At 58.5% G+C, this 19,406-nt stretch carries 16 protein-coding genes and 1 pseudogene; 16 read left to right on the top strand and 1 reads right to left on the bottom strand.

Annotated features, from left to right (window positions below):
- Positions 1 to 93: 93 nt before the first annotated feature.
- The 14 genes from B060_RS0115830 to B060_RS24845 all read left to right on the top strand — a co-directional run bounded on the left by B060_RS0115830 (position 94) and on the right by B060_RS24845 (position 17,110).
- Entirely contained in the window at positions 94 to 2,424 is a 2,331-nt protein-coding gene (locus tag B060_RS0115830) for a TonB-dependent receptor (RefSeq protein WP_162149127.1), read from the top strand.
- Between the two features lie 125 nt (positions 2,425 to 2,549).
- Positions 2,550 to 3,359 carry an IclR family transcriptional regulator domain-containing protein gene (locus tag B060_RS0115835; RefSeq protein ID WP_018082779.1) on the top strand — a complete coding sequence of 270 codons (810 nt, stop codon included), beginning with the start codon at positions 2,550 to 2,552 and terminating at the stop codon, positions 3,357 to 3,359.
- Between the two features lie 308 nt (positions 3,360 to 3,667).
- Positions 3,668 to 5,041 (top strand): aminotransferase family protein, encoded by a 1,374-nt coding sequence (locus tag B060_RS0115840; RefSeq protein WP_018082780.1) that lies wholly within the window; start codon positions 3,668 to 3,670, stop codon positions 5,039 to 5,041.
- On the top strand, positions 5,038 to 6,348 hold the full coding sequence (locus B060_RS0115845) for an NAD(P)/FAD-dependent oxidoreductase (RefSeq protein ID WP_018082781.1): 1,311 nt from the start codon (positions 5,038 to 5,040) through the stop codon (positions 6,346 to 6,348). The genes B060_RS0115840 and B060_RS0115845 overlap by 4 nt, the downstream gene beginning before the upstream one ends.
- 3 nt (positions 6,349 to 6,351) lie before the next feature.
- The gene (locus B060_RS0115850) at positions 6,352 to 7,752 is read left to right on the top strand and encodes an aldehyde dehydrogenase family protein (protein WP_026172898.1); all 1,401 of its coding nucleotides are present in this window, start codon (positions 6,352 to 6,354) and stop codon (positions 7,750 to 7,752) included.
- 66 nt (positions 7,753 to 7,818) lie between these two features.
- Positions 7,819 to 8,814: a D-cysteine desulfhydrase family protein gene (locus B060_RS0115855; RefSeq protein ID WP_026172899.1), complete on the top strand. Its 996-nt coding sequence runs from the start codon at positions 7,819 to 7,821 to the stop codon at positions 8,812 to 8,814.
- The gene (locus tag B060_RS0115860) at positions 8,811 to 10,010 is read left to right on the top strand and encodes a M24 family metallopeptidase (RefSeq protein ID WP_081606892.1); all 1,200 of its coding nucleotides are present in this window, start codon (positions 8,811 to 8,813) and stop codon (positions 10,008 to 10,010) included. The genes B060_RS0115855 and B060_RS0115860 overlap by 4 nt, the downstream gene beginning before the upstream one ends.
- 10 nt (positions 10,011 to 10,020) lie before the next feature.
- Positions 10,021 to 11,058, top strand: a complete 1,038-nt coding sequence (locus B060_RS0115865) for a dipeptidase (RefSeq protein WP_018082785.1) — start codon at positions 10,021 to 10,023, stop codon at positions 11,056 to 11,058.
- Positions 11,059 to 11,102: 44 nt separating this feature from the next.
- Positions 11,103 to 12,401 carry a lipase family protein gene (locus B060_RS24840; RefSeq protein ID WP_018082786.1) on the top strand — a complete coding sequence of 433 codons (1,299 nt, stop codon included), beginning with the start codon at positions 11,103 to 11,105 and terminating at the stop codon, positions 12,399 to 12,401.
- A gap of 38 nt (positions 12,402 to 12,439) precedes the next feature.
- Complete coding sequence (locus tag B060_RS0115875; RefSeq protein ID WP_018082787.1) at positions 12,440 to 13,771, top strand: aromatic ring-hydroxylating oxygenase subunit alpha; 1,332 nt, start codon at positions 12,440 to 12,442, stop codon at positions 13,769 to 13,771.
- On the top strand, positions 13,761 to 15,161 hold the full coding sequence (locus tag B060_RS0115880; protein WP_018082788.1) for a glutamine synthetase family protein: 1,401 nt from the start codon (positions 13,761 to 13,763) through the stop codon (positions 15,159 to 15,161). Before B060_RS0115875 ends, B060_RS0115880 begins: the two co-directional genes overlap by 11 nt.
- Before the next feature lie 123 nt (positions 15,162 to 15,284).
- On the top strand, positions 15,285 to 15,611 hold the full coding sequence (locus B060_RS0115885; protein WP_018082789.1) for a 2Fe-2S iron-sulfur cluster-binding protein: 327 nt from the start codon (positions 15,285 to 15,287) through the stop codon (positions 15,609 to 15,611).
- A gap of 752 nt (positions 15,612 to 16,363) precedes the next feature.
- The gene (locus tag B060_RS27285) at positions 16,364 to 16,636 is read left to right on the top strand and encodes a hypothetical protein (RefSeq protein ID WP_155847748.1); all 273 of its coding nucleotides are present in this window, start codon (positions 16,364 to 16,366) and stop codon (positions 16,634 to 16,636) included.
- Positions 16,637 to 16,717: 81 nt separating this feature from the next.
- Positions 16,718 to 17,110 carry a hypothetical protein gene (locus tag B060_RS24845; RefSeq protein WP_018082792.1) on the top strand — a complete coding sequence of 131 codons (393 nt, stop codon included), beginning with the start codon at positions 16,718 to 16,720 and terminating at the stop codon, positions 17,108 to 17,110.
- Positions 17,111 to 17,150: 40 nt separating this feature from the next.
- Here the strand turns inward: B060_RS24845 and B060_RS28070 are convergent.
- Positions 17,151 to 17,363 (bottom strand): annotated as a pseudogene (locus tag B060_RS28070) (transposase); the annotation flags it as partial.
- Between the two features lie 63 nt (positions 17,364 to 17,426).
- Here B060_RS28070 and B060_RS0115905 point away from each other — a divergent pair.
- Both B060_RS0115905 and B060_RS24850 read left to right on the top strand, forming a co-directional pair.
- Positions 17,427 to 18,350 carry an IS1595 family transposase gene (locus B060_RS0115905; protein WP_018082793.1) on the top strand — a complete coding sequence of 308 codons (924 nt, stop codon included), beginning with the start codon at positions 17,427 to 17,429 and terminating at the stop codon, positions 18,348 to 18,350.
- A gap of 894 nt (positions 18,351 to 19,244) precedes the next feature.
- Positions 19,245 to 19,406, top strand: a 162-nt coding sequence (locus B060_RS24850; protein WP_018082795.1) for a transposase, incomplete at its 3' end; no start/stop codon positions are given.

The raw sequence follows: 19,406 nt of genomic DNA on the forward strand, positions 1-19,406 counted from the left end.
ATCCGGGCTTCCGGAGGTGTGCGGACCGTCTCCTGGCCGATGCGCCATGAGGCCTTGTCTCGTGGGGCGGGACATAACAAAGGGGATATCAGAATGCAAATGCTAAACATGCCTGCCAGCGCCTTTCTCCGAAATCGTCGCACCTCGCTCGCCACGAGCGGCGTCATAGCCGGTCTCTTGGTGTCGGCCTCCTTCGGGGCGCAGGCGCAAACGGCTGAACTGGCCGCGCCCGTCGCCGAAGACTCGACCATCGTCGTCGTCACCGCTCAGAAGCGTAAGGAAAACGTTCGCGAAGTGCCGTTGAGCATTACGGTCCTGAGCGCCGACAAACTGGCGAAGCAACACGTCGAGGACTATGCCGATTTGGCGCGTACCGTCCCGGGCCTGTCTTTCACCAATACCGGAAACTCTGGCACCAGCCGCATCACCCTGCGGGGTATCGGCTCTTCTTCAGGCGCGGCGACCGTGGGCATTTATCTGAACGATGTCTCCCTGACCATTCCAAACCAGTTCTTTACCGGCGTCACCCTTCCGCGTCTATTCGATCTGGACCACGTCGAAGTTCTGCGCGGACCGCAAGGCACGCTTTACGGGGACAGCTCCTTGGGCGGGACCATGCGCTTCATTACCGTTCAACCCAATCTGAACCGTTACGGCGGTTATCTGACCGGCGATATTTCCAACACGTCGGGCGGCGGCGATAACGGCCGCATCGAAGGCGCAATCAACCTGCCGCTCGGCGACAGAGTTGCCCTTCGCGTGGCGGCTCAAAGCGAATATGCGAGTGGCTTCGTCGATCACGTCGACGCCGAGGGTGCCGTCGACAACAAAGACGTCAACTCCGAACGCACCAACGCTGTGCGCGCCACCTTGCTAATCCAGCCCAACGACACCCTTAAGATTACGCCGGCGATCCAGTGGCAGGAAACCCATTCCGCTGACACCGGAATCTTCGACACCAGCCTGCCGAAATTCCAGGAGGCAAAGGGTATCCGGGAGTCGGGCATCGACACTATGTATGTGCCGAGCCTGACCATCGAAAAAACCTTCGGTGATTACGCCCTGACCTCCGTGACCTCGTTCATGTACCGCCAGCTCAAGCGACAGTTCGATGCCACGATCTACGACTCGGAATATGTCGCCAGCGCGCTTGATCCGGATTTCGGCGACAACTTTGCGACGATCGCCAGCCTACCCGGTATCATGTACAACACAGACACCGTCCAAAACTGGTCGCAGGAGGTGCGCTTCTCGTCGCCTTCGATCAAAGCGTCCGGCAAGCGTTACGAATGGCAGGTTGGTGCCTATTACAACTACCTGCGCACACGCACGCTCGACGATGAGTTTGTCCTTGGCATCAACGATACGGTGCAAGCCCTCTATGGGGCCACCGTAGAAGATATGCTGGGTTACGCGGCACCAAACGATCAGATGGGCTATTTCCATCCCCGCCGCTGGCTGGAACAGGGCGCGGTATTTGCCGAAGGCTCCTACATGGTGGCCTCGAAGCTCAAGGCAACGGTCGGCGTGCGTCAGGCGTATGCCTGGAACCGCTTCGTCTCCCAGGAGGGGGGCTGGCTGGCAGATGGCACGCCGCCCGAGGACGCCGCCAAGTCCAATGCGCACCCGCTCACGCCGAAGGTCGCTGTGACCTATATCGCCAATGACAATGTCAATCTCTACGGAAGCGCGACCAAGGGCTACCGCCTGGGAGGACAAAATGACGCTTTGCCGAACTTCTGCGCCGCCGCGATCGGCGACCTGGGCCTGACGGTGGCAGGTTCGCGCTCCTATAAACCAGACAGTCTGTGGGCCTACGAGCTTGGCGCCAAGACACAATGGCTGAACAGGCGCCTGACGATCAATGGTTCGCTCTATTCTATTGACTGGAACAATATTCAGCAACAGTTGCGCCTGGCGTCCTGCGGCTACGTGATTACGGCCAACGCTGGCAACGCCAAGAGCCAGGGCGCGGAACTGGAAATCAATGCACGCGTGACTGATGCTTTCACCCTCAGCGTCAGCGGAAGCCTTTCCGATGCGCACATCACCAAGGAAGCGGCCGGCTCGAGCGCGAAAGTCGGGCAAAAAGTCCTGGGTGTACCCGACAAAAGCCTGATGGTCGGTCTGGACTACAGCGCCCCCGTCAACGATGATACGAGCGTTTTTGCCAGCCTGAACTGGAACTATACCGGCAAGAGCTACGGCAGCTTCTCGGTCACAAATACCGACTATGAGCGTCCGTCCTACAGCGTCGTTAACACCAATTTCGGCTTGTCCTATAAGGACCTGACCCTGTCTGTATACGTCAAGAATTTGCTCGATGACCAGACGATAATCCAAAAACCATCGGTGCTCTTCATCACGCAAGGGCTGACGGTCTGGCCGCGCACGGTCGGCATGTCTCTGAGTAAACAGTTCTGATCTGCCTTATCCGGCGGGTTGAGTAACAACCGGCGATCAGGATCGCGGGCGCTCCCCTCCGGAGCGTCCGCATTTTCCGTCCGAGGCCTTAAGTTTTTCTTTTCACTTCTTCGGGGGCACCTATAATGGATCACATGGAACAGAGCCGCTTCGAAAAAGCGACCGATAAAAGCCTCCCTGCGGATTGTGTTGGCTCGGTTGTACATGCCTTCACCGTCTTGCACGCCTTCGATCTGGATCATCGCGAGATGACCTTGTCGGAAGTTGCAGAGCGCATCGACATGACAAGGGCCGGCGCCCGTCGCTACCTTCTGACACTGATTTTTCTCGGCTACGTCGCGCAGGATGGCCGTCTGTTCCGGCTGACACCCAAGGTGCTCGATCTTGGCTTTTCCTATCTGTCGACCCTGAGTGTTGTCGATATTGCCCAGCCCTACCTCAATCGTATCGCGCGCGACACCCACGAGACGACGGCCATTGCCGTCCTCGACAATCGGGAGGTGGTCCATCTCGCCCGCGCCCGCGTGCAGCGGGAACTGGCCCCGGTGGTGACGATTGGGCGCCGGTTCAGCGCGCTATACAATTCCACCGGGCGCGTTCTGATTGCCAGCATGAGCGATACGGCTATGGTCAGCTTCGTCGAGGACGCCGACCTGGCGGGTCCGACCCCGCACAGCATCACCTCAAAGGCTGCGCTGCTGGCGGCATTGCAGGCGATCCGCAAGCAGGGTTTTGCCATCGTCGATCAGGAAAGCGAACTGGGCTTGCGCTCGATCGCGGTGCCGATCTTTGATCGTCGCGGCAACGCCGTTGCCGCGCTGAACGTCATTACCAGTGTCGCCTCCGTGCCGGTCGAGGACCTCCAAGGCCGCATCCTGCCGATACTCAGAACGGCGGCCGACGAAATCTCATCGGCGCTCATCGTCGACGGATAGTTCGCACCGCACACAAGTATCGTTGCCCGATCAGGCATTGTGAGCCGGGCGTAAACGCGTTGCAATCCCCCCGAAGATCCTATGCATCGCTGTCGCCACGGAGGCGGCGGCGCTTAATGCCGACTGTTCGAGTCGAAGATTATTTATTCATATAATTCAATTGGTTATTTGACTAAAAAGATGACTCTTTCGCCTATTTTGCTCTTGCGACCGTCAGAACGCCATGTTACGCCTTACGAACATTAGTTCACATATCGCACGCTTTCACGATATGTCGGTCATGCGGGAGCGGGTAATTGGCAGACACAATGACAATAAATTCATCCACAAAGGACACGGCCCTGGACCACGTCTGGTTCCACGTGACGCCGCCAAAGTCCCTGCGCGCACATAACGGCCTGACCGTATTTGAACGCGGGGAGGGGTGTTACCTTTACGATGAAGCGGGCCGGGCCTATCTCGACGCCTTGTCCGGCGGCGCCTTCGTTACGAACATTGGCCATGGTCGCTCCGAAGTGGCGGTCGCCTACGCCGAGCAGGCGCAAAAGCTGGCCTATGTCACGCCCTACAGTTTTGTAGCTAAGCCCACCGCCGACCTGGCCCAAAAGCTGGCCTCCCTGGCGCCGGGCGATCTCAACCGGGTATTCTTCGGCTCAGGCGGGACGGACGCGGTCGAGACGGCCGTCAAGATCGCCAAGCAGTACCACTGGCTGGGCGGGGATCAGAAGCGCACCAAGATCATCAGCCGGCGCGGCTCCTACCACGGCTCATCCTTTTATGCGATGAGCATCACAGGCGCGAGCCACGAGTACAACAACAAGGTCTTCTCGCCTCTGGTGCCGGGGTGCGCCCAGGTGCCGTCGCACAACTGCTACCGTTGTGAATACAAGTTGGCCTACCCGACCTGCGGCGTCCTTTGCGCCGACATGATCGAACGCCAGATCCTGCATGAAGGTCCTGAGACGGTGGCCGCCATCATCGCTGAACCGATCCCGTCGGCCGCCTCGATCTACGAGCCGCCGGCTGAATACCTGCCACGTCTGCGCGAGATCGCCGACAAGTACGGGGTCCTGCTGATTATCGATGAGGTTATCAATGGCTTTGGCCGGACCGGCAAGATGTTCGCATGTCAGCACTACGGGGTCGTGGGCGATATCATGACAATGGCCAAGGGGCTGACCAGTGGCTACGCCCCCATGGGGGCGACCATAGTCAGCGACAAGATTACCGCCCGCTTTGATGCCACCGAGGGCCGTGAATCGGGCCTCAACCATGTGATCAGTTTTGGTGGCCACGCGGCGTCCGCCGCCGCCGCCCTCAAGAATATCGAAATCATGGAAACTGAGGGTCTGGTCGAAAACGCCGCGACCATGGGCGCATATCTTTTCGAGGGTCTGGAGACCCTACGTAAATATCCTATCGTCGGTGATATTCGCGGCAAGGGGCTTCTGGCAGGCATTGAATTGGTGCGTGACGCGAGGACTCGCCAGCCGTTCGCACCATCCGACCTGATGATGTCCAAAGTTACCAGCCACCTCCAGGACCAGGGCGTTCTGGCCCGAACGTTCCAGGTGGTGGAGTTCGGACCGCCGCTCTGTGCTGGCCGTGCGGAAGTCGAGCGGCTGGTCGAGTCGCTTGAGCGCACCATCCAATGGTTCATGAAAGAGACGAATATCCAATGAGTGATTTTCCCAAGACGGCCCTTATCATTGGCGGCGGCGTTATCGGCTGCGGTATTGCGCTGGCCTTGCTCAAGGCGGGCTACAAGACGATCAACATCGATAAGAACGCCGAAGTCGGGTACGGCTCTACGGTCAATTCCTGCGCCATTGTCCGGTTTTCTTATTCGACGATCGACGGCGTCAAGCTGGCCGTTGAAGGCCATCATTACTGGAAGAACTGGGCGGACTTGGTCGGTGACCATGACCCGAGCGGCCTGGCGCGCTACGTTCAGTCGGGTCACCTCGTCTTGAAAACAAAAGCTGACGATCGCGCCGACATGCTCGATCTCTACCGCGAAGTCGGGGTGCCCTTTGATGAGTGGTCCGCAGACGACCTGAAGGCGCGTTTGCCGATCTACGACATGACCTCGTTCGCGCCCCCGATGCCGGTCGACGATCCGGCCTTTGGCAGTGGCGCGGGCCACCATATTGCCGGTGCTATCCACTGTGCGGATGGCGGTTACGTCAATGATCCGCAATTGGCAACGCACAATCTGCGCTGTGCCATCGAGGCTATGGGCGGTATCTTCCGCCTGAAGAGCGAGGTGGTCGAGGTTCTGACCAAAGAGGGGCACACGAGCGGTGTGCGCCTGGCCACGGGCGAGATCGTCCCTGGCGACGTCATCGTGAACGCGGCTGGCCCGCACTCCAGTGTTATCAACCGCATGGCGGGTGTCGAGGACGAGATGTCGGTCAAGACGCGTGCGCTGCGCCGCGAAGTCCACCATCTGCCGTCGCCGGAAGGCTTCGATTTCAGTGTGAACGGCATCGCCACATCTGACCCGGATGTCGGTGTCTATTGGCGCCCCGAAGTCGGCAACAAGATCAGCCTCGGCTCCAGCGATCCCGCCTGCGATCCCAAGACATGGGTGGAGGACCCGGACGTGTTCGACACCAACATCAGCGAGTTCCAGTGGAAGACGCAGACCTGGCGCCTGGGCTTGCGTGTCCCCGCACTCCCCATCCCCAACACGGCGCAGGGGGTGGTCGATCTCTATGACGTCTCCGACGACTGGATACCTATCTACGATAAGACGAGCCTCCCGGGCTTCTATGTCGCGATCGGCTCCAGCGGCCATCAGTTCAAGAATGCGGGTGTCGCGGGCGACCTGATGGCCGACCTGATCACCTATCAGGAAAATGGCGGCGATCACGATAGCGCTCCTCTGCAGTTCAAGGGGCGCTTCACCGGCCTGACCGTGGATACCCGCGCTTTCTCACGCCTGCGCAAGCAGACTGCGTCCAGCAGCTTTTCGGTTCGGGGATAGACCATGCCATCCATGACCATCGACGGCCTGTGTGTCGAGGCGACTGACACCTACGATGTTATAAATCCAGCGACCACTGACGTCTTCGCGCAGGCGCCGCAAGCTACAGAGGACCAGCTTGACGCCGCTGTGGCTGCCGCACAGCGTGCCTTCCTCACCTGGCGGGAGACCGATGTGGCGGTCCGCCGCGAGGTTATGGTGGCCTGCGCCGTGCGGATGCGCGCGCACGCCGACGAATTGATCGACTGGCTGGTGCGTGAACAGGGCAAGCCCTTCGTGGTCGCCCAGGGGGAGGTCATGGGATCGGCACGCTGGATGGAGTTTACGGCAGGCCTGCCCCTGCCAGGTGAAGTCGTCGAGGTTGATGGCGTCAAGGTGGGCGAGGTGCGGCGCAAGCCCTACGGCGTTGTGGGCGCTATCGTGCCCTGGAACTATCCTTTGATTTCGGCGGTTTGGAAAATCGCGCCGGCCCTTCTGACCGGCAACACGGTCGTACTCAAGCCGTCACCGTTCACGCCCCTGGCCACCTTGCGTTTGGGCGAGCTGTTGCTCGATCTATTGCCACCCGGCGTGCTCAACATCATCAGCGCGACTGACGATCTGGCGCCGGCTATGACAGCTCATTCAGGCATTCGCAAGCTGACCTTCACTGGCTCAACAGCCACCGGCAAGAAGGTCTTTGCCGCCGCCGCCGAGCACATCAAGGGTGTCACGCTGGAGCTCGGCGGCAATGATCCGGCGATTGTTCTTGCCGATGTCGATGTCGCCGACACGGCGCAGAAGATTTTCGCCGCCGCATTTGCCAATTCCGGGCAGGTTTGTTCCGCCATTAAGCGTGTCTACGTACATGCGGACATCCATGACGCCCTCGTGGTCGAACTGGCTAGCCTTGCGGGCAAAGCGGTAATTGGCAGCGGGCTCGATGAAACCGTGACGGTCGGTCCACTGAGTACCCAGGCCCAGTTCGACAAGGTGTTAGACCTGATGAACGATGCGGCGGAGCAGGGCGGTGTGTTTGCCGCTGGCGCTCCGGAAGCGGTTGACCGTCCTGGCTATTTCATCGCCCCGGCGATTATCACCGGTTTGCCCGATACGGCGCGTCTGGTAACTGAGGAACAGTTCGGTCCGGCCCTGCCAATCCTGTCGTTCACGCATATCGACGAAGTTGTCTCTCGCGCCAACGACACGCCCTACGGGTTGTCGGCCTCCGTGTGGAGTATCGATATTGAAGCGGCCGTCTCAGTCGCCTCGCGAATTGATGCCGGCACCGTCTGGGTCAACCAGCATATGAAGCCTCGTCCGCAATTGCCGACGGCTGGTGTCAAAGCCTCTGGCGTCGGCGCCGAGAACGGCGCCTGGGGACTGGAAAGTTTCCTGCAAATCCAGACCATTGCGGTGGCCTGATCGATGAGACCGACGATTCTTGAAAAGCGGCCCTCAGATCTGACGCTTCCCGACAGGATGGCTCAGTTGCCACGTCTCAGGCTGGCGCACTTGCCAACGCCGTTGGAAGAAGCGAAAGCTCTCAGCCAGGCCTTGGGCGGTCCGCGTATCCTGTTCAAGCGCGACGATCTGACCGGTGTAGGCCTTGGTGGCAACAAGGTCCGCAAACTCGAATTCATCATGGCGCGCGCCCTGGCCGAAGGAGCAGACACCCTCATCGTCTGCGGCGGGTATCAATCCAACCTGGCGCGCATCACCGCGGCCATGGCCAAACGCGCGGGGCTGCGGGTGGAGCTGGTGCTGGGTGGCGTGCCCGGGGAGCCACGCCTGCGACAGGGCAACCTTTTGCTCGACGAACTGATGGGGGCGTCCGTAACCTTCGTCGAGACCGTGCCGCGGTGGGATTTCGGCGACAGTCTGGAGCAGGTGGCTGACAAGGTTCGCGCCCAGGGCCACGTTCCCTTTATCATGCCGCTCGGTGGCTCCGGACCTGAGGGCATGGCAGGCTATATCTTTGCCACGCTTGAGATGCGCGAGCAATTTGCGGCGCAGGCTCTGAAACCCGATCGCCTTGTGGTCGGGATTGGGTCGGGTGGCACCTATTCCGGCCTGTCGCTTGGCGTCCTTAATACGGATATCGGATACCGTCTGACCGGCATCAGTGTCAGCCGCACGCGGGACTATCTGCTTGAGAGCATCCCCCTGGCGGCGCGTCACGGCGCCACCGAATTGGGACTCACGAACGCCCCCGTTGCAGCGGATCTCGATATTCATGACGAGTATGTCGGGGAGGGGTATGGCACCCTTACACCCGCCAGCGCCGAAGCCATTCGTCTGGTGGCGCAGGCCGAAGGCGTCTTCCTAGATCCGGTGTATTCCGGCAAGGCGATGGCGGGGCTCATTGGTCTGATCCGTCGTGGTCATATCGGCCGCGATGAGACCGTGGTGTTCCTGCATACCGGCGGTCAACCGGCCTTGTTCGCCTATGCCGCAGAGTCGCTCCTCACGGGCGCAAGGCCATGAGCCAATCGGCGTCTCAGACTCTTACGAACAGGCCCTTGGGCCTTCGTTTCGCCCCCACTGAATACCGGGGACGCCAGAAGGCTGTACGCGAAGACATGGCCAGAAGAGGTATCCACCGGCTCTTTGTCACCAGTCCGGTGAACCTGCTCTATCTCACAGGGTATGAAGCGATCTGGTATCCCAACCGGTTACCTGTAGGCGTCGTTATAGATCGAGACCGGCCGGAATGCCTGGTCTTCGACTGGCGGCGGCACGAAACCTATGTGCGCAATCGGGTGTTCGCGGACGCGGTTGTGCTGTTCGACTATAACGATGCCATTGAGGTCGTGACCGCCACTCTGTCCGGTGATCCGGATGTTCTGGGTATCGAGTGGAGCAGTTCGAACCCAAGTGCGCCGGTCATGACCGAACTGGCGCGACGCCTTGAAGCGTCGGGCACCCGCCTGGTCTCGGGCGACTGGATCGTCGACGGGGTTAGGCTCTATAAATCGGATGCGGAACTGGCATGTGTGCGTGAAGCGGCCGCGATGGCCGATGCCGCCATGGCATCGTTGTCAAAGCGACTTCGGCCCGGCATGAGCGAACTGGAGGTGTCCGCCCTGATGGGACACCTGCTCGCGACGGTCGGCAGTGAACCTGCTGCCATGCCCGTTCTCGTCAATTCCGGACCGCAGGCCTGGATGGACATTCACGGGTTCCCGTCAAGTCGCCGCCTGGAAGCGGGTGATGTCGTCAATGTGGATTGTTGTGCGTCTGTAGGACGCTACCATGCCAATCTGGGCAGATCGTTCGTTTTGGGACCATCAAAAACTCGTGCCCGGGCCATCATAGAGACCGGCGCCGTGAGCTTAGACATCCTTCGTAAGGAAGCGCGGCTGAACGCCGATCCGGCGCCCGCCGCCGCGGCAGCCGATGCCTATGCCCGCCGGAAGCTGCCACCCGAAAATGTGTGGTGGATCGGTGGGTACGCCCTGGGCCTGTGCCTTCTGCCGAACTGGGTTGGACATACCTATCTTGCCAATGATGGGAACGAAAAATGTCTACTCAAGTCGGGCTATGTCACCAATTTCGAGAACGTTTTCGTCGATCCGACCGAAGGTTTCGAAGCTGGCTGCATCGACACACTCATCATGACGCCCGCCGGGCTCGACCTTCTGTCCACATTGCCGCGTCGCCTGATCGACGTCGCCCTCTGAGGAGATGACCATGGATACCCTGCCAAGCTCACGCGCCCTGAGCTCGTTTCCGGAGGGGCTGACCGACGCCATCGTCTGCGACATGACCTGTCCGCAATCGCCGGCGGGGCCTCTCCAGATTCCTGATTTCGACGACTGCATGGCCTATCGACGTCAAAACGGCATGACCTTCACCTCGGTGACGATCGCCAGCGACGAGCTGACCATCGAGGGGCCGGTGCGCTGGCTGGCCGGCTCCCGCAATCATGTGCTGTCGCAACCCGACCGTTATGTTCTAGCCGACTCAGTGGCCGACATCCGTCGGGCGCACGCTGAGGGCAAGTCGGCGATCAACTTCCATTTTCAAGGCACAAACAGCCTGCTCGGCGATCTCGACATGGTTGAGACCTATCGTCGCCTGGGCATCGGGCACATGCTCCTCGCCTACAACGCGCGCAATCTGGTGGGCGACGGATGTCATGAAGACAGTGATGTCGGCTTGAGCCGTTTTGGCAAAGCCCTGGTGGCTGAAATGAACCGTGTCCGTATGATGGTCGACGTAACGCATACCGGCTTTCGCACCTCGATGGAGGCCATCGAGCATTCCACGGCGCCGGTCGTCTTCACCCATTCCAACGCCCATGCCCTCTGGGACCATCAGCGCAACATCACCGATGAACAGGCGAAGGCCTGCGCTCAGACCGGCGGTGTGATCGGGATCAATGGGGTAGGGCTCTTTCTCAGCGAAGCGCGCTTTGACATGTCCGCCGAAACGATCGGCCGCCACATCGACTATTTCGCCGAACTGGTCGGGCCGCAGCATCTGGGCCTGGGCCTGGATTCGGTATTCAACATTCCGCATTTCCTTGCCAATTTCGCCGGCGTCGGACGTGACAAGAAATATCCCGTCGGCGGGTATCTCACCTCGAACAAGCCGAGCTTCGCCGGCCCAGAGGTTATCCCTGAAGTCGTAAAATGGCTGCTGGCCCGCGGGTGGAGCAGCGCCGATGTCCGCGGTGTACTGGGCGAAAATTGGCTGCGCGTCCTTGAAAACGTCTGGGGCGCGTGAGGCGCTTCGGGCTTTGTCCCTATCATCCTATCAAGGTGGCTGCCATGACCGTAATGTCGCTTCGTAATCTCGTACGCCTGGGGACGCTTGTGTTCGCGGGCACAGGTCTCGTTGTCTGCGCGAACGCCAACCCGCTTTACGGGGACGGCGGCGTCTCGCCTTTTTATAGCTGGTCTCAAGCGGTTCCGGCGGTGCCGGGCACGGTCCTGCGAAAGGAGCCGCTAAGCAAAAAGGCTTATCCGCATGCCAACAGCGCGGAGCGTCTGCTCTACGTCTCGACGGACGGCATCGACAGCAAGACCCCTATTGTGGTCTCCGGCCAGATCTATTTGCCGATTGGCAAGGCGCCCAAAGGCGGGTGGCCAATTATGACGTGGGGACACCCGACGGTGGGCGTTGCGGACGTGTGCGCGCCCTCCTGGACGGGGTACAGCGCACCGGAAGCGTTGATGGTGGACACCTGGCTCGCGGCAGGCTTTGCTGTGGTGGCGACCGATTACCAGGGGCTGGGCACGGAAGGCCCACACCCCTATCTCCTGTTTCGACCGGAAGGCTATGGCGTGCTCGATGCAGCGCGTGCCGCTTTGAAAGCTTATCCGGGTCAAGTGGCCAACAAGATCATTCCGGCCGGCTTTTCGCAAGGCTCCGGGGCAGCCCTTGGCGCGGCATGGCTGGCGCCCACATATGCGCCCGATCTCAAGGTTTTGGGGGCAGTGGCGACCGGCCTTGTCGTTGAGACGTCATATCCAGGACCTGCGCCGCAGGTGGAGGGCCCCGCCTTCACCGGAGACGATGGCGGACCTGAGACGGCCTTTCAAATGCTGTTCCTGATCGGGACCGCACCAGCCCTAGATTCAGCGTTCGACCCGAAGGCCGTCCTGCTGAAAGCCGGTGAGCCCCTCCTTAAAACGGCCCAGACGGGCTGTTTCGACGCCGTCATTGGCCAAGCGATGGCCAACAAGCTTGATTATCGCGAGCAAGCCGGCACGACCAACATCTACGACCCGGCGTATGAGGCCACAATCCACAAAATTGAGGTCACTAGCCCGTTCGACAATGCCCGTTTCACGATGCCGATTCTGACCTTGACCGGATTGGCTGACGAGCCCGCGCCGATCTCGCGGCAATATAATTTTATCTCCGCCATGTGTACCGCAGGCTCAACAGTAGAGTGGCACTACTACCCGCATCAAACGCACTCGAGCACGGTCAATACGTCCCTGCCGGAAGCCCTTCGTTTCGCAAAAGCCCTGTCGGACGGCCAGGCCGTCAGCGGCAATTGCGCCGACCTTGTCCCGCCCGGACCGACGCAAACCCCCGATCCCGCCCTTACACACAATTAAATCCGGCCCGTGATGGCCCAAGGTTTCAGAGTTCGAACATGATAAGCGCTGAACAAAATGCCCGCCTCACCCGCGTGGGGCCTGACACACTGGCAGGACAGGTCCTGCGCCGATACTGGCAACCTGCCGGCCTGGTTGAGGAGCTTGAAGGCCAACGTCCTGTTAAGGGGGTCACCCTTCTTGGGGAAGCGCTTGTCCTGTTCAGGAAGCCAAACGGCGCTTATGGCTTGATCGGCCGCCATTGTCCGCATCGCGGCGCGGATCTTCGGGCCGGGCGTCTGGAAGAGGATGGCTTGCGCTGTGTTTTTCATGGCTGGCTATACAACGAGCACGGAACCTGCCTGGAACGACCGGCCGAGCCCCGTATCGCTCATGAGGGCGAGCCGCGGCAGAAAGCCTACCGGTGCGTCGTCAAATCCGGCATCATATTCGCGTATATGGGGCCGGGAGAGCCACCGGCCTTTCCCGCCTTTGACTGCTTCCAGGCCCCACCGGAATACAGCTTTGCCTTCAAGGGCCTTTGGGAATGCAACTGGCTCCAGGCCCTGGAAGTTGGCATCGATCCGGCCCATGCTTCCTACCTCCATCGCTTTCTTGAGGACGAAGACCCTGAAGCGTCGTACGGGAAACAGTTTCGTGGTGCGGCGGCCGATGCCGCCGTGCCATTGACGAAGATCTTGCGCGACTATCCCGCGCCCGAGATCCGCATGGAAGAAACCGCCTATGGCATTCGCCTGACCGCGCTGAGGGCGCTCGACGAGACCGCCATGCACGTGCGCGTCACCAACGGCATTTTCCCGAACGCCATCTGCATACCGATGAGCAATGAAATGACCATCACGCAATGGCATGTCCCTGTCGATGACGAGACCTGTTACTGGTATTCCATCTTCACGAGCTTTGGCGACCCGGTCGACCACAAGACCATGCGCGATCAGCGCCTGGAAATGATCGATTTGCCGGACTATGTGTCGAAGCGCAACCGCGGCAACAACTACGGTTACGATCCACTGGAGCAGGCCACGGCCACCTATACCGGCATGGGCTTCGATATCAATGTCCACGATCAGTGGGCCGTCGAGTCGCTGGGGCGGATACAGGACCGTACCGAGGAGCACCTCGGTCAGACGGATGTCGGCATTATACGGAACCGGCGCATGTTGGTGCGCGCCATGGACGCGCTCGAAAAAGGTGTGGGCGACCTGCCCATGCGCGGCGAAACCACAGATCTATCGGCGTTACGAGGTCCCGTCGCCATCGACGAGATTGCCACCCAACAGTCGTGGCAGGACGCCTGGCTGGCGCGTGACCTGCGTCGGCGTCAGTCCTGCACCTGGCCCGCCTCGGAAGGTTTCGAAAATGACCAGTAGGACGCTCGCCGACGTCCTGACCCTGATCAAGACGCACAAGCTCGAGGTCGTACGGCTGGCCTTCGCCGATCAGCATGGCATCCTGCGCGGCAAGACCATCGCGGCTGCGGATTTCGCATCGGCGGCCATGTCCGGACACAGCATGACGTCTAGTCTGCTGCTGAAAGACACGGCGCATCGCACGACGTTTCCTCTCTGGCGCACCGCGGTCGCTGACATGGAGGACTATGCCGGCGCTCGCGACATGATCATGATGCCCGATCTGGATACCTTCAAAATCCTGCCCTGGTCGCTACACAGCGGTTGGGTTTTGTGCGATCTGGTTTTTCAGGATGGCCGTCCTGTCCCGGTTTCGACGCGGCAGATCGCGCGCGACGCAGTGACAGGCCTCGAAGACATGGGGTATGACTATGTTTGTGGCCTCGAGGTTGAATTCCACGTCTACAGGCTGGATGACGCTGGGCTCAAGGCAAGTCCAGCGGGCGCCCAGCCAGGGCCGGCGCCCGAAACCAGCCTGCTGGCGCACGGCTTCCAGTATCTGACTGAGATGCGCTACGATCAACTGGAGCCGGTGATGGACTTCATACGGCGGACTTGCGAGGGGCTGGACCTGCCCGTGCGCAGCTTTGAGATCGAGATGGGGCCCAGCCAGTTTGAGGTCACCTTCCATCCGATGACCGGGAGCCAGCATGCGGACAATATGGTTTTGTTCCGCAGCGCTGTTAAACAGGTCTGCCGTCGTCATGGCTATCATGCCACCTTCATGTGCAGGCCACGCATCCCTAACGCCTTGTCGAGCGGGTGGCACCTGCATCAGTCACTCGTCGATCGAAAGACGGGCCTTAATGCGTTTACGCCGGTAGAGGGGGGCGATATCCTGGCGCCGGTGGGCATGCAGTTTGCCGCGGGCATTCTCACCCATGCCCGCGACACAAGTCTGTTCACCGCACCCACCATCAATGCCTACAAGCGCTACGCGCCGCACTCCCTGGCGCCCGACCGTGTGGTTTGGGGGCAAGACAATCGCGGCGCCATGCTGCGGGTTATCGGCGGACCCGGAAATCCGGCGACCCGCATCGAAAACCGGATCGGTGAGCCGGCGGCGAATCCTTACCTTTACATCGCTTCTCAGATCCGTGCCGGTATGGACGGTCTGCGTCGGGAACTGGTCCCGCCCGTGGTTGCCGATAGCCCCTATGAAACCGAGGCGCCCCGTCTGCCGGCGAATCTGATGGAAGCCGTGCAACTGGCGCGCAACAGCACCTTTCTGCGGCAGACGTTCGGCGAGGGGTTCATGACCTACCTGACGACGATCAAAGAAGCCGAGATTGGCCGCTATCTGGCGGACATTTCGGAATGGGAGCAGCGCGAATATTTCGATATCTTTTAGCCGGCAGCGGGCCAACACTTAACTTGCCTATATCCTCAACAAATTTGTCGGCGTCGGGCGGTCTCTTCCACAACATCAAACCACATTTACGGAGGTTGCGGCCTTTGCGTCGTGCTTTGCCAGATGGTCAAAATTACCTATATCCAATTTAACAACACGTCGAAGCAGGTCGACGTAAAATCTGGGCAATCGGTCATGGAGGGGGCGATCCGAAATAATGTGCCCGGTATAGATGCCGATTGTGGCGGGGCATGCATCTGCGCCACGTGCCATGTCTTTGTCGACCCGCACTGGATGGACCGCCTTGAAGCGCCGTCACAGGCGGAAGCGGGTTTGCTCGACTTCGTCGAAGGCGTGGCGAATAATAGCCGACTGGCGTGCCAAATTAAGGTGACTGACAGGCTTGACGGGCTTGTGGTTCGGCTCCCTGAAACTCAAGGCGCTATGTAAAGTAAGTCAGGTAAGGCGCTTTTGCACCAGACATCGGAACCCCCGAGTCCCCGCCGCCGTAACTTAAACCTGAGAGCCTCCAGTAAATCCGACGCGGTTCAGGATGCCTGACACAATATCCTCGAGGCGGGACAAACTTAGCAATTCGTCTCGCGCGGCGGAATCATGAAAGCAGAATCCTAACCTAAAGCGATTGTGCCTAATTCGATCATTGCGTCTCGAACGGTGCCAGCAGAGGCCTTAAAATCTACGTCTGGGTTGATTGGTCCGCCTTTGATCATCAAATCGCTCAGCATGATTTGTGGCTGTGTCGCTAGGGGCTTCATATGTAGACCAGTTGCCATTGTGCAAGTTGCACGGCGCATTCTCGTTCAGGTCTTACCTGATAGTCAACCTCCAGGTCCCGGTCCGTCGAGGGATCGGCTCGCGGAAGTCGTCATTACAGCGGATCTCAGTAATAAGCGCATAGGCGCTTTTTAGGTCGAATTGGGGAGCGGGTCGGTTCCTTCGCTCAGGATGGCGAGGTAACGCTGGTAACTGAACACGCCGCCACGTTTGCGCCCGTCTGGTGGCGCCGCTATCAGTCCTGGAATGGATAGTCGATGAAGTAAGAAAACGACGTAATCTGAAAGTCCCGGGTTATCCGTTCCATCAAGGATGCAGTTGGACGACGCCCAATGTGGTTAGCAGCGTATCGGACTTCACGTCATCGTTCCGGTCAAATTCACGAGCAATGCTCCGGGCGAAACACCTTGAGTGCCTTCGAAAGCGAATCGGCGAGAAGTGTCGGCAGGTGGAATTCCCGCCGGATCGGGTTGGGTAAGCCGCTGCACTATATTCCTGGGGTTGATGCGGTTATGAGCATCGTTGAAGATGTAAAAGACGGTGCCATGACGGTCGGAAACTGGACGTCCCGTTACAATGATTGGCATCTGATCGGCGTCAAAATGCAGACCGTGTCGACCGAAAACTACTTTCAGCGTATCGGCAACCGTTTTCCCAAGGTCAATGAATATCGTAAATAGCAAATATGGAATAGGTAATTGGAAAAAGGGGCCAGCATCTGAATACAATAAAATACAAAAATGGGCCGAAAGGAGCTTTGAATGACCACACGATATGCTTATTGGCTTTTACATACCAATGATAGAAATGATGAAAAGGGTTTGGGATTCTATGTGAGCAAGGAATCGGCGAATAAAGCCGTAGAATACTACAGAGAAGTTTCCGGATTTTCAGATAATCCTGACGGCTTTGAGATATTTCCGGTCGCTGTATCCGGCCCCCCGAACTTTGATGTCGTGCATGTGCTATGGGACATGACAGAAGACGAAAGAGATGAGCGGTCTTCAAGTTGGCGGGAGTACTTTCTTGGCGCTTATTCGCGTCGAGAAGATGCAGAGGCGTATAAGCTCCGCGTTGAAAAAGAAAGGAGCGATAGGGAGATAGTAATCGATTCTTGCGTCCTAGATCATAAAGAGTGGCTTGAAGGATTTTGATCTATTAAAGTATTGCCCTGAAATTTAGAGCATTTCCCGATCATGTTGCCTGATATCCTGAGTTTTTGAGGTAATTTTCGCACTCTGAGCTTTTGAATAGGTCGAGAAGCTGTCCTATTCGCTTGAATAGGTCATCGACCGTTCTTTCTGCGGCCTTTCGCAGGAGTGTTTTGAGTTTAGAGAAGACTTGCTCAATTGGGTTGAAGTCCGGGGAATATGGCGGCAGGTACAATAGCTTTGCTCCCACCTTTTCGGGCAATTATATACGTGACAAAGCAGGCCCTCTTGGATACTTTAAGTATCAAGGAGTTAAGCCATGTCCAGCTACGATTTGACCGCAAAGATTTTCCAAGACGCCGATGCCGCACGCGAGCACTTGGAAGCGCTGCGCTGGCCGTCCGGTGCCGTGTGTCCTCATTGCGGTTGCCTTGGGGCTACGGAACTCAAAGGCTCCAAGCACCGTGCGGGGGTCTATCAGTGCAACGAGTGCCGTGAACAATTCACGGTTACGGTTGGCACTGTGTTTGAACGTTCAAAAATCAGCCTGAACAAATGGCTACTCGCTACGCACCTGCTTTGCGCTTCCAAAAAGGGCATGAGCGCTCACCAGATCGGTCGTATGCTGGGCGTGACATACAAGACCGCATGGTTCATGTGCCACCGTATCCGCGAAGCGATGAATGGCGAAGGCTTCTCAGGCCCTATGGGTGGTCAAAACAAGGTCGTTGAGGTTGATGAAACCTATGTTGGCGGCAAGGCCAAGAACCGTGCGCACCGCGAACCGGCTCCTAAGAAGGCCGTTGTCGCCCTGGTGGAGCGTGACGGCGCTGTAAAGTCCTTTCACGTCGCTAACGTGACCGGCGCAACCCTGCGTCCGATCATCGTGAAGCACGTCTCCCGCAAGTCTATGCTGATGACGGATGAAGCCGCCGTTTATACCAAGATCGGTCAAGAGTTTGCTAACCATGGCACCGTCAATCATTCGGCTGGCGAGTACACCCGCAAGGGCCACTTCTATCACTCGAACACGGTTGAGAACTTCTTCTCCATTTTCAAGCGCGGCGTGATCGGCACCTATCATCACCTGTCAGAAGCGCACATTGGCCGCTACTGCGCAGAGTTTGATTTCCGCTATAACACCCGCAAAGAAAATGATGTGGTTCGTACCGAGATCGCTCTGCGCGGTATCGCTGGCAAGCGCCTGACCTATCGGCGGGCTGGTGAACCCGCGTACGCTTAAGCAGAAAGCGCGTAAGCTTTTGTGGATTCGTAAAAAAACTGTAAATAAGGGCTATCGACTCAACCAAGAATCGTAGTAGCGCGGTTGGTTGATCACGGAATTTCAGTACCACCCGAACCCGTGATCAACCGCTTGAAACCCCGTTGACGCGGGGGATTTCAAAATTCCGTATACGTGCTCTATGCACGTTGTGAACAGAGTCGTCAACCGCGTCAGCACCCATTAGGAAGGTGCCAACATGGCCAGACGCAGACTACCACTTAACGAGCAAACCGCCGCTTACATCAAATGGCTTTTGCTAAATACCAATCTGTATCAAGATCAGATCGGTGCACTGGTTGACCAAAATCAAGGCAGAGTGTCAGAGATTAAAAGCGGCGAACGTTTCAGAGACGTGAAGCCGCTACCCTATCCCGGCTTAACCTGACTCGGCTTGGGGGCGTCCTCTTGGGGCGCTCCCTTTTTCTTGTCTCCAAACTCATGCGGCTTCGGAGGCGTGTTTAGCATCCGCTTTAGAACCTCATTTTCATCAGGCTTTTCGTTCCCAAGGTCGGACATGTCAAACCAAACTCCAGAACCGCCAACCATAGATTTCGATTCAGTCATGATCGCCACGGAAGTCATGATGGGAAACGGCACAGACGGTGCCGTAAGATTTACCTTCTTTACGCCCGATGGGCAACCCAACCTTAGAACCATATCTGGCCCACGGCTTACCACACAATTGGCCTCGAGCATAGCTTTCGCGGCTAGCCACATTCCAAGCCACGCCGAGCTTTTGAACCTGAATGTCTCGACGAAAAAAGCTCAAAAGGGTGAGGTGGTCCCCGAAAACTGGACAGCTGGCTTAGATATAATCTTGCCCCTATAGTGGCCACCGGCCAAGGGGTTTAAATGAAGAATATCCGCAAGAAACACAGTCCTGAGTTTAAGGCGAAGGTGGCGATGGCTGCCCTTCGTGAGGAAGGCACGGTGTCTGAACTGGCCAGTAAGTACGGCGTCCACCCGAGCCAGATCAATACCTGGAAGAAGGCAGCCCAGGACGGCATGGCTGCC

The organism is Asticcacaulis benevestitus DSM 16100 = ATCC BAA-896, assembly GCF_000376105.1.
Taxonomy (GTDB): Bacteria; Pseudomonadota; Alphaproteobacteria; order Caulobacterales; family Caulobacteraceae; genus Asticcacaulis; species Asticcacaulis benevestitus.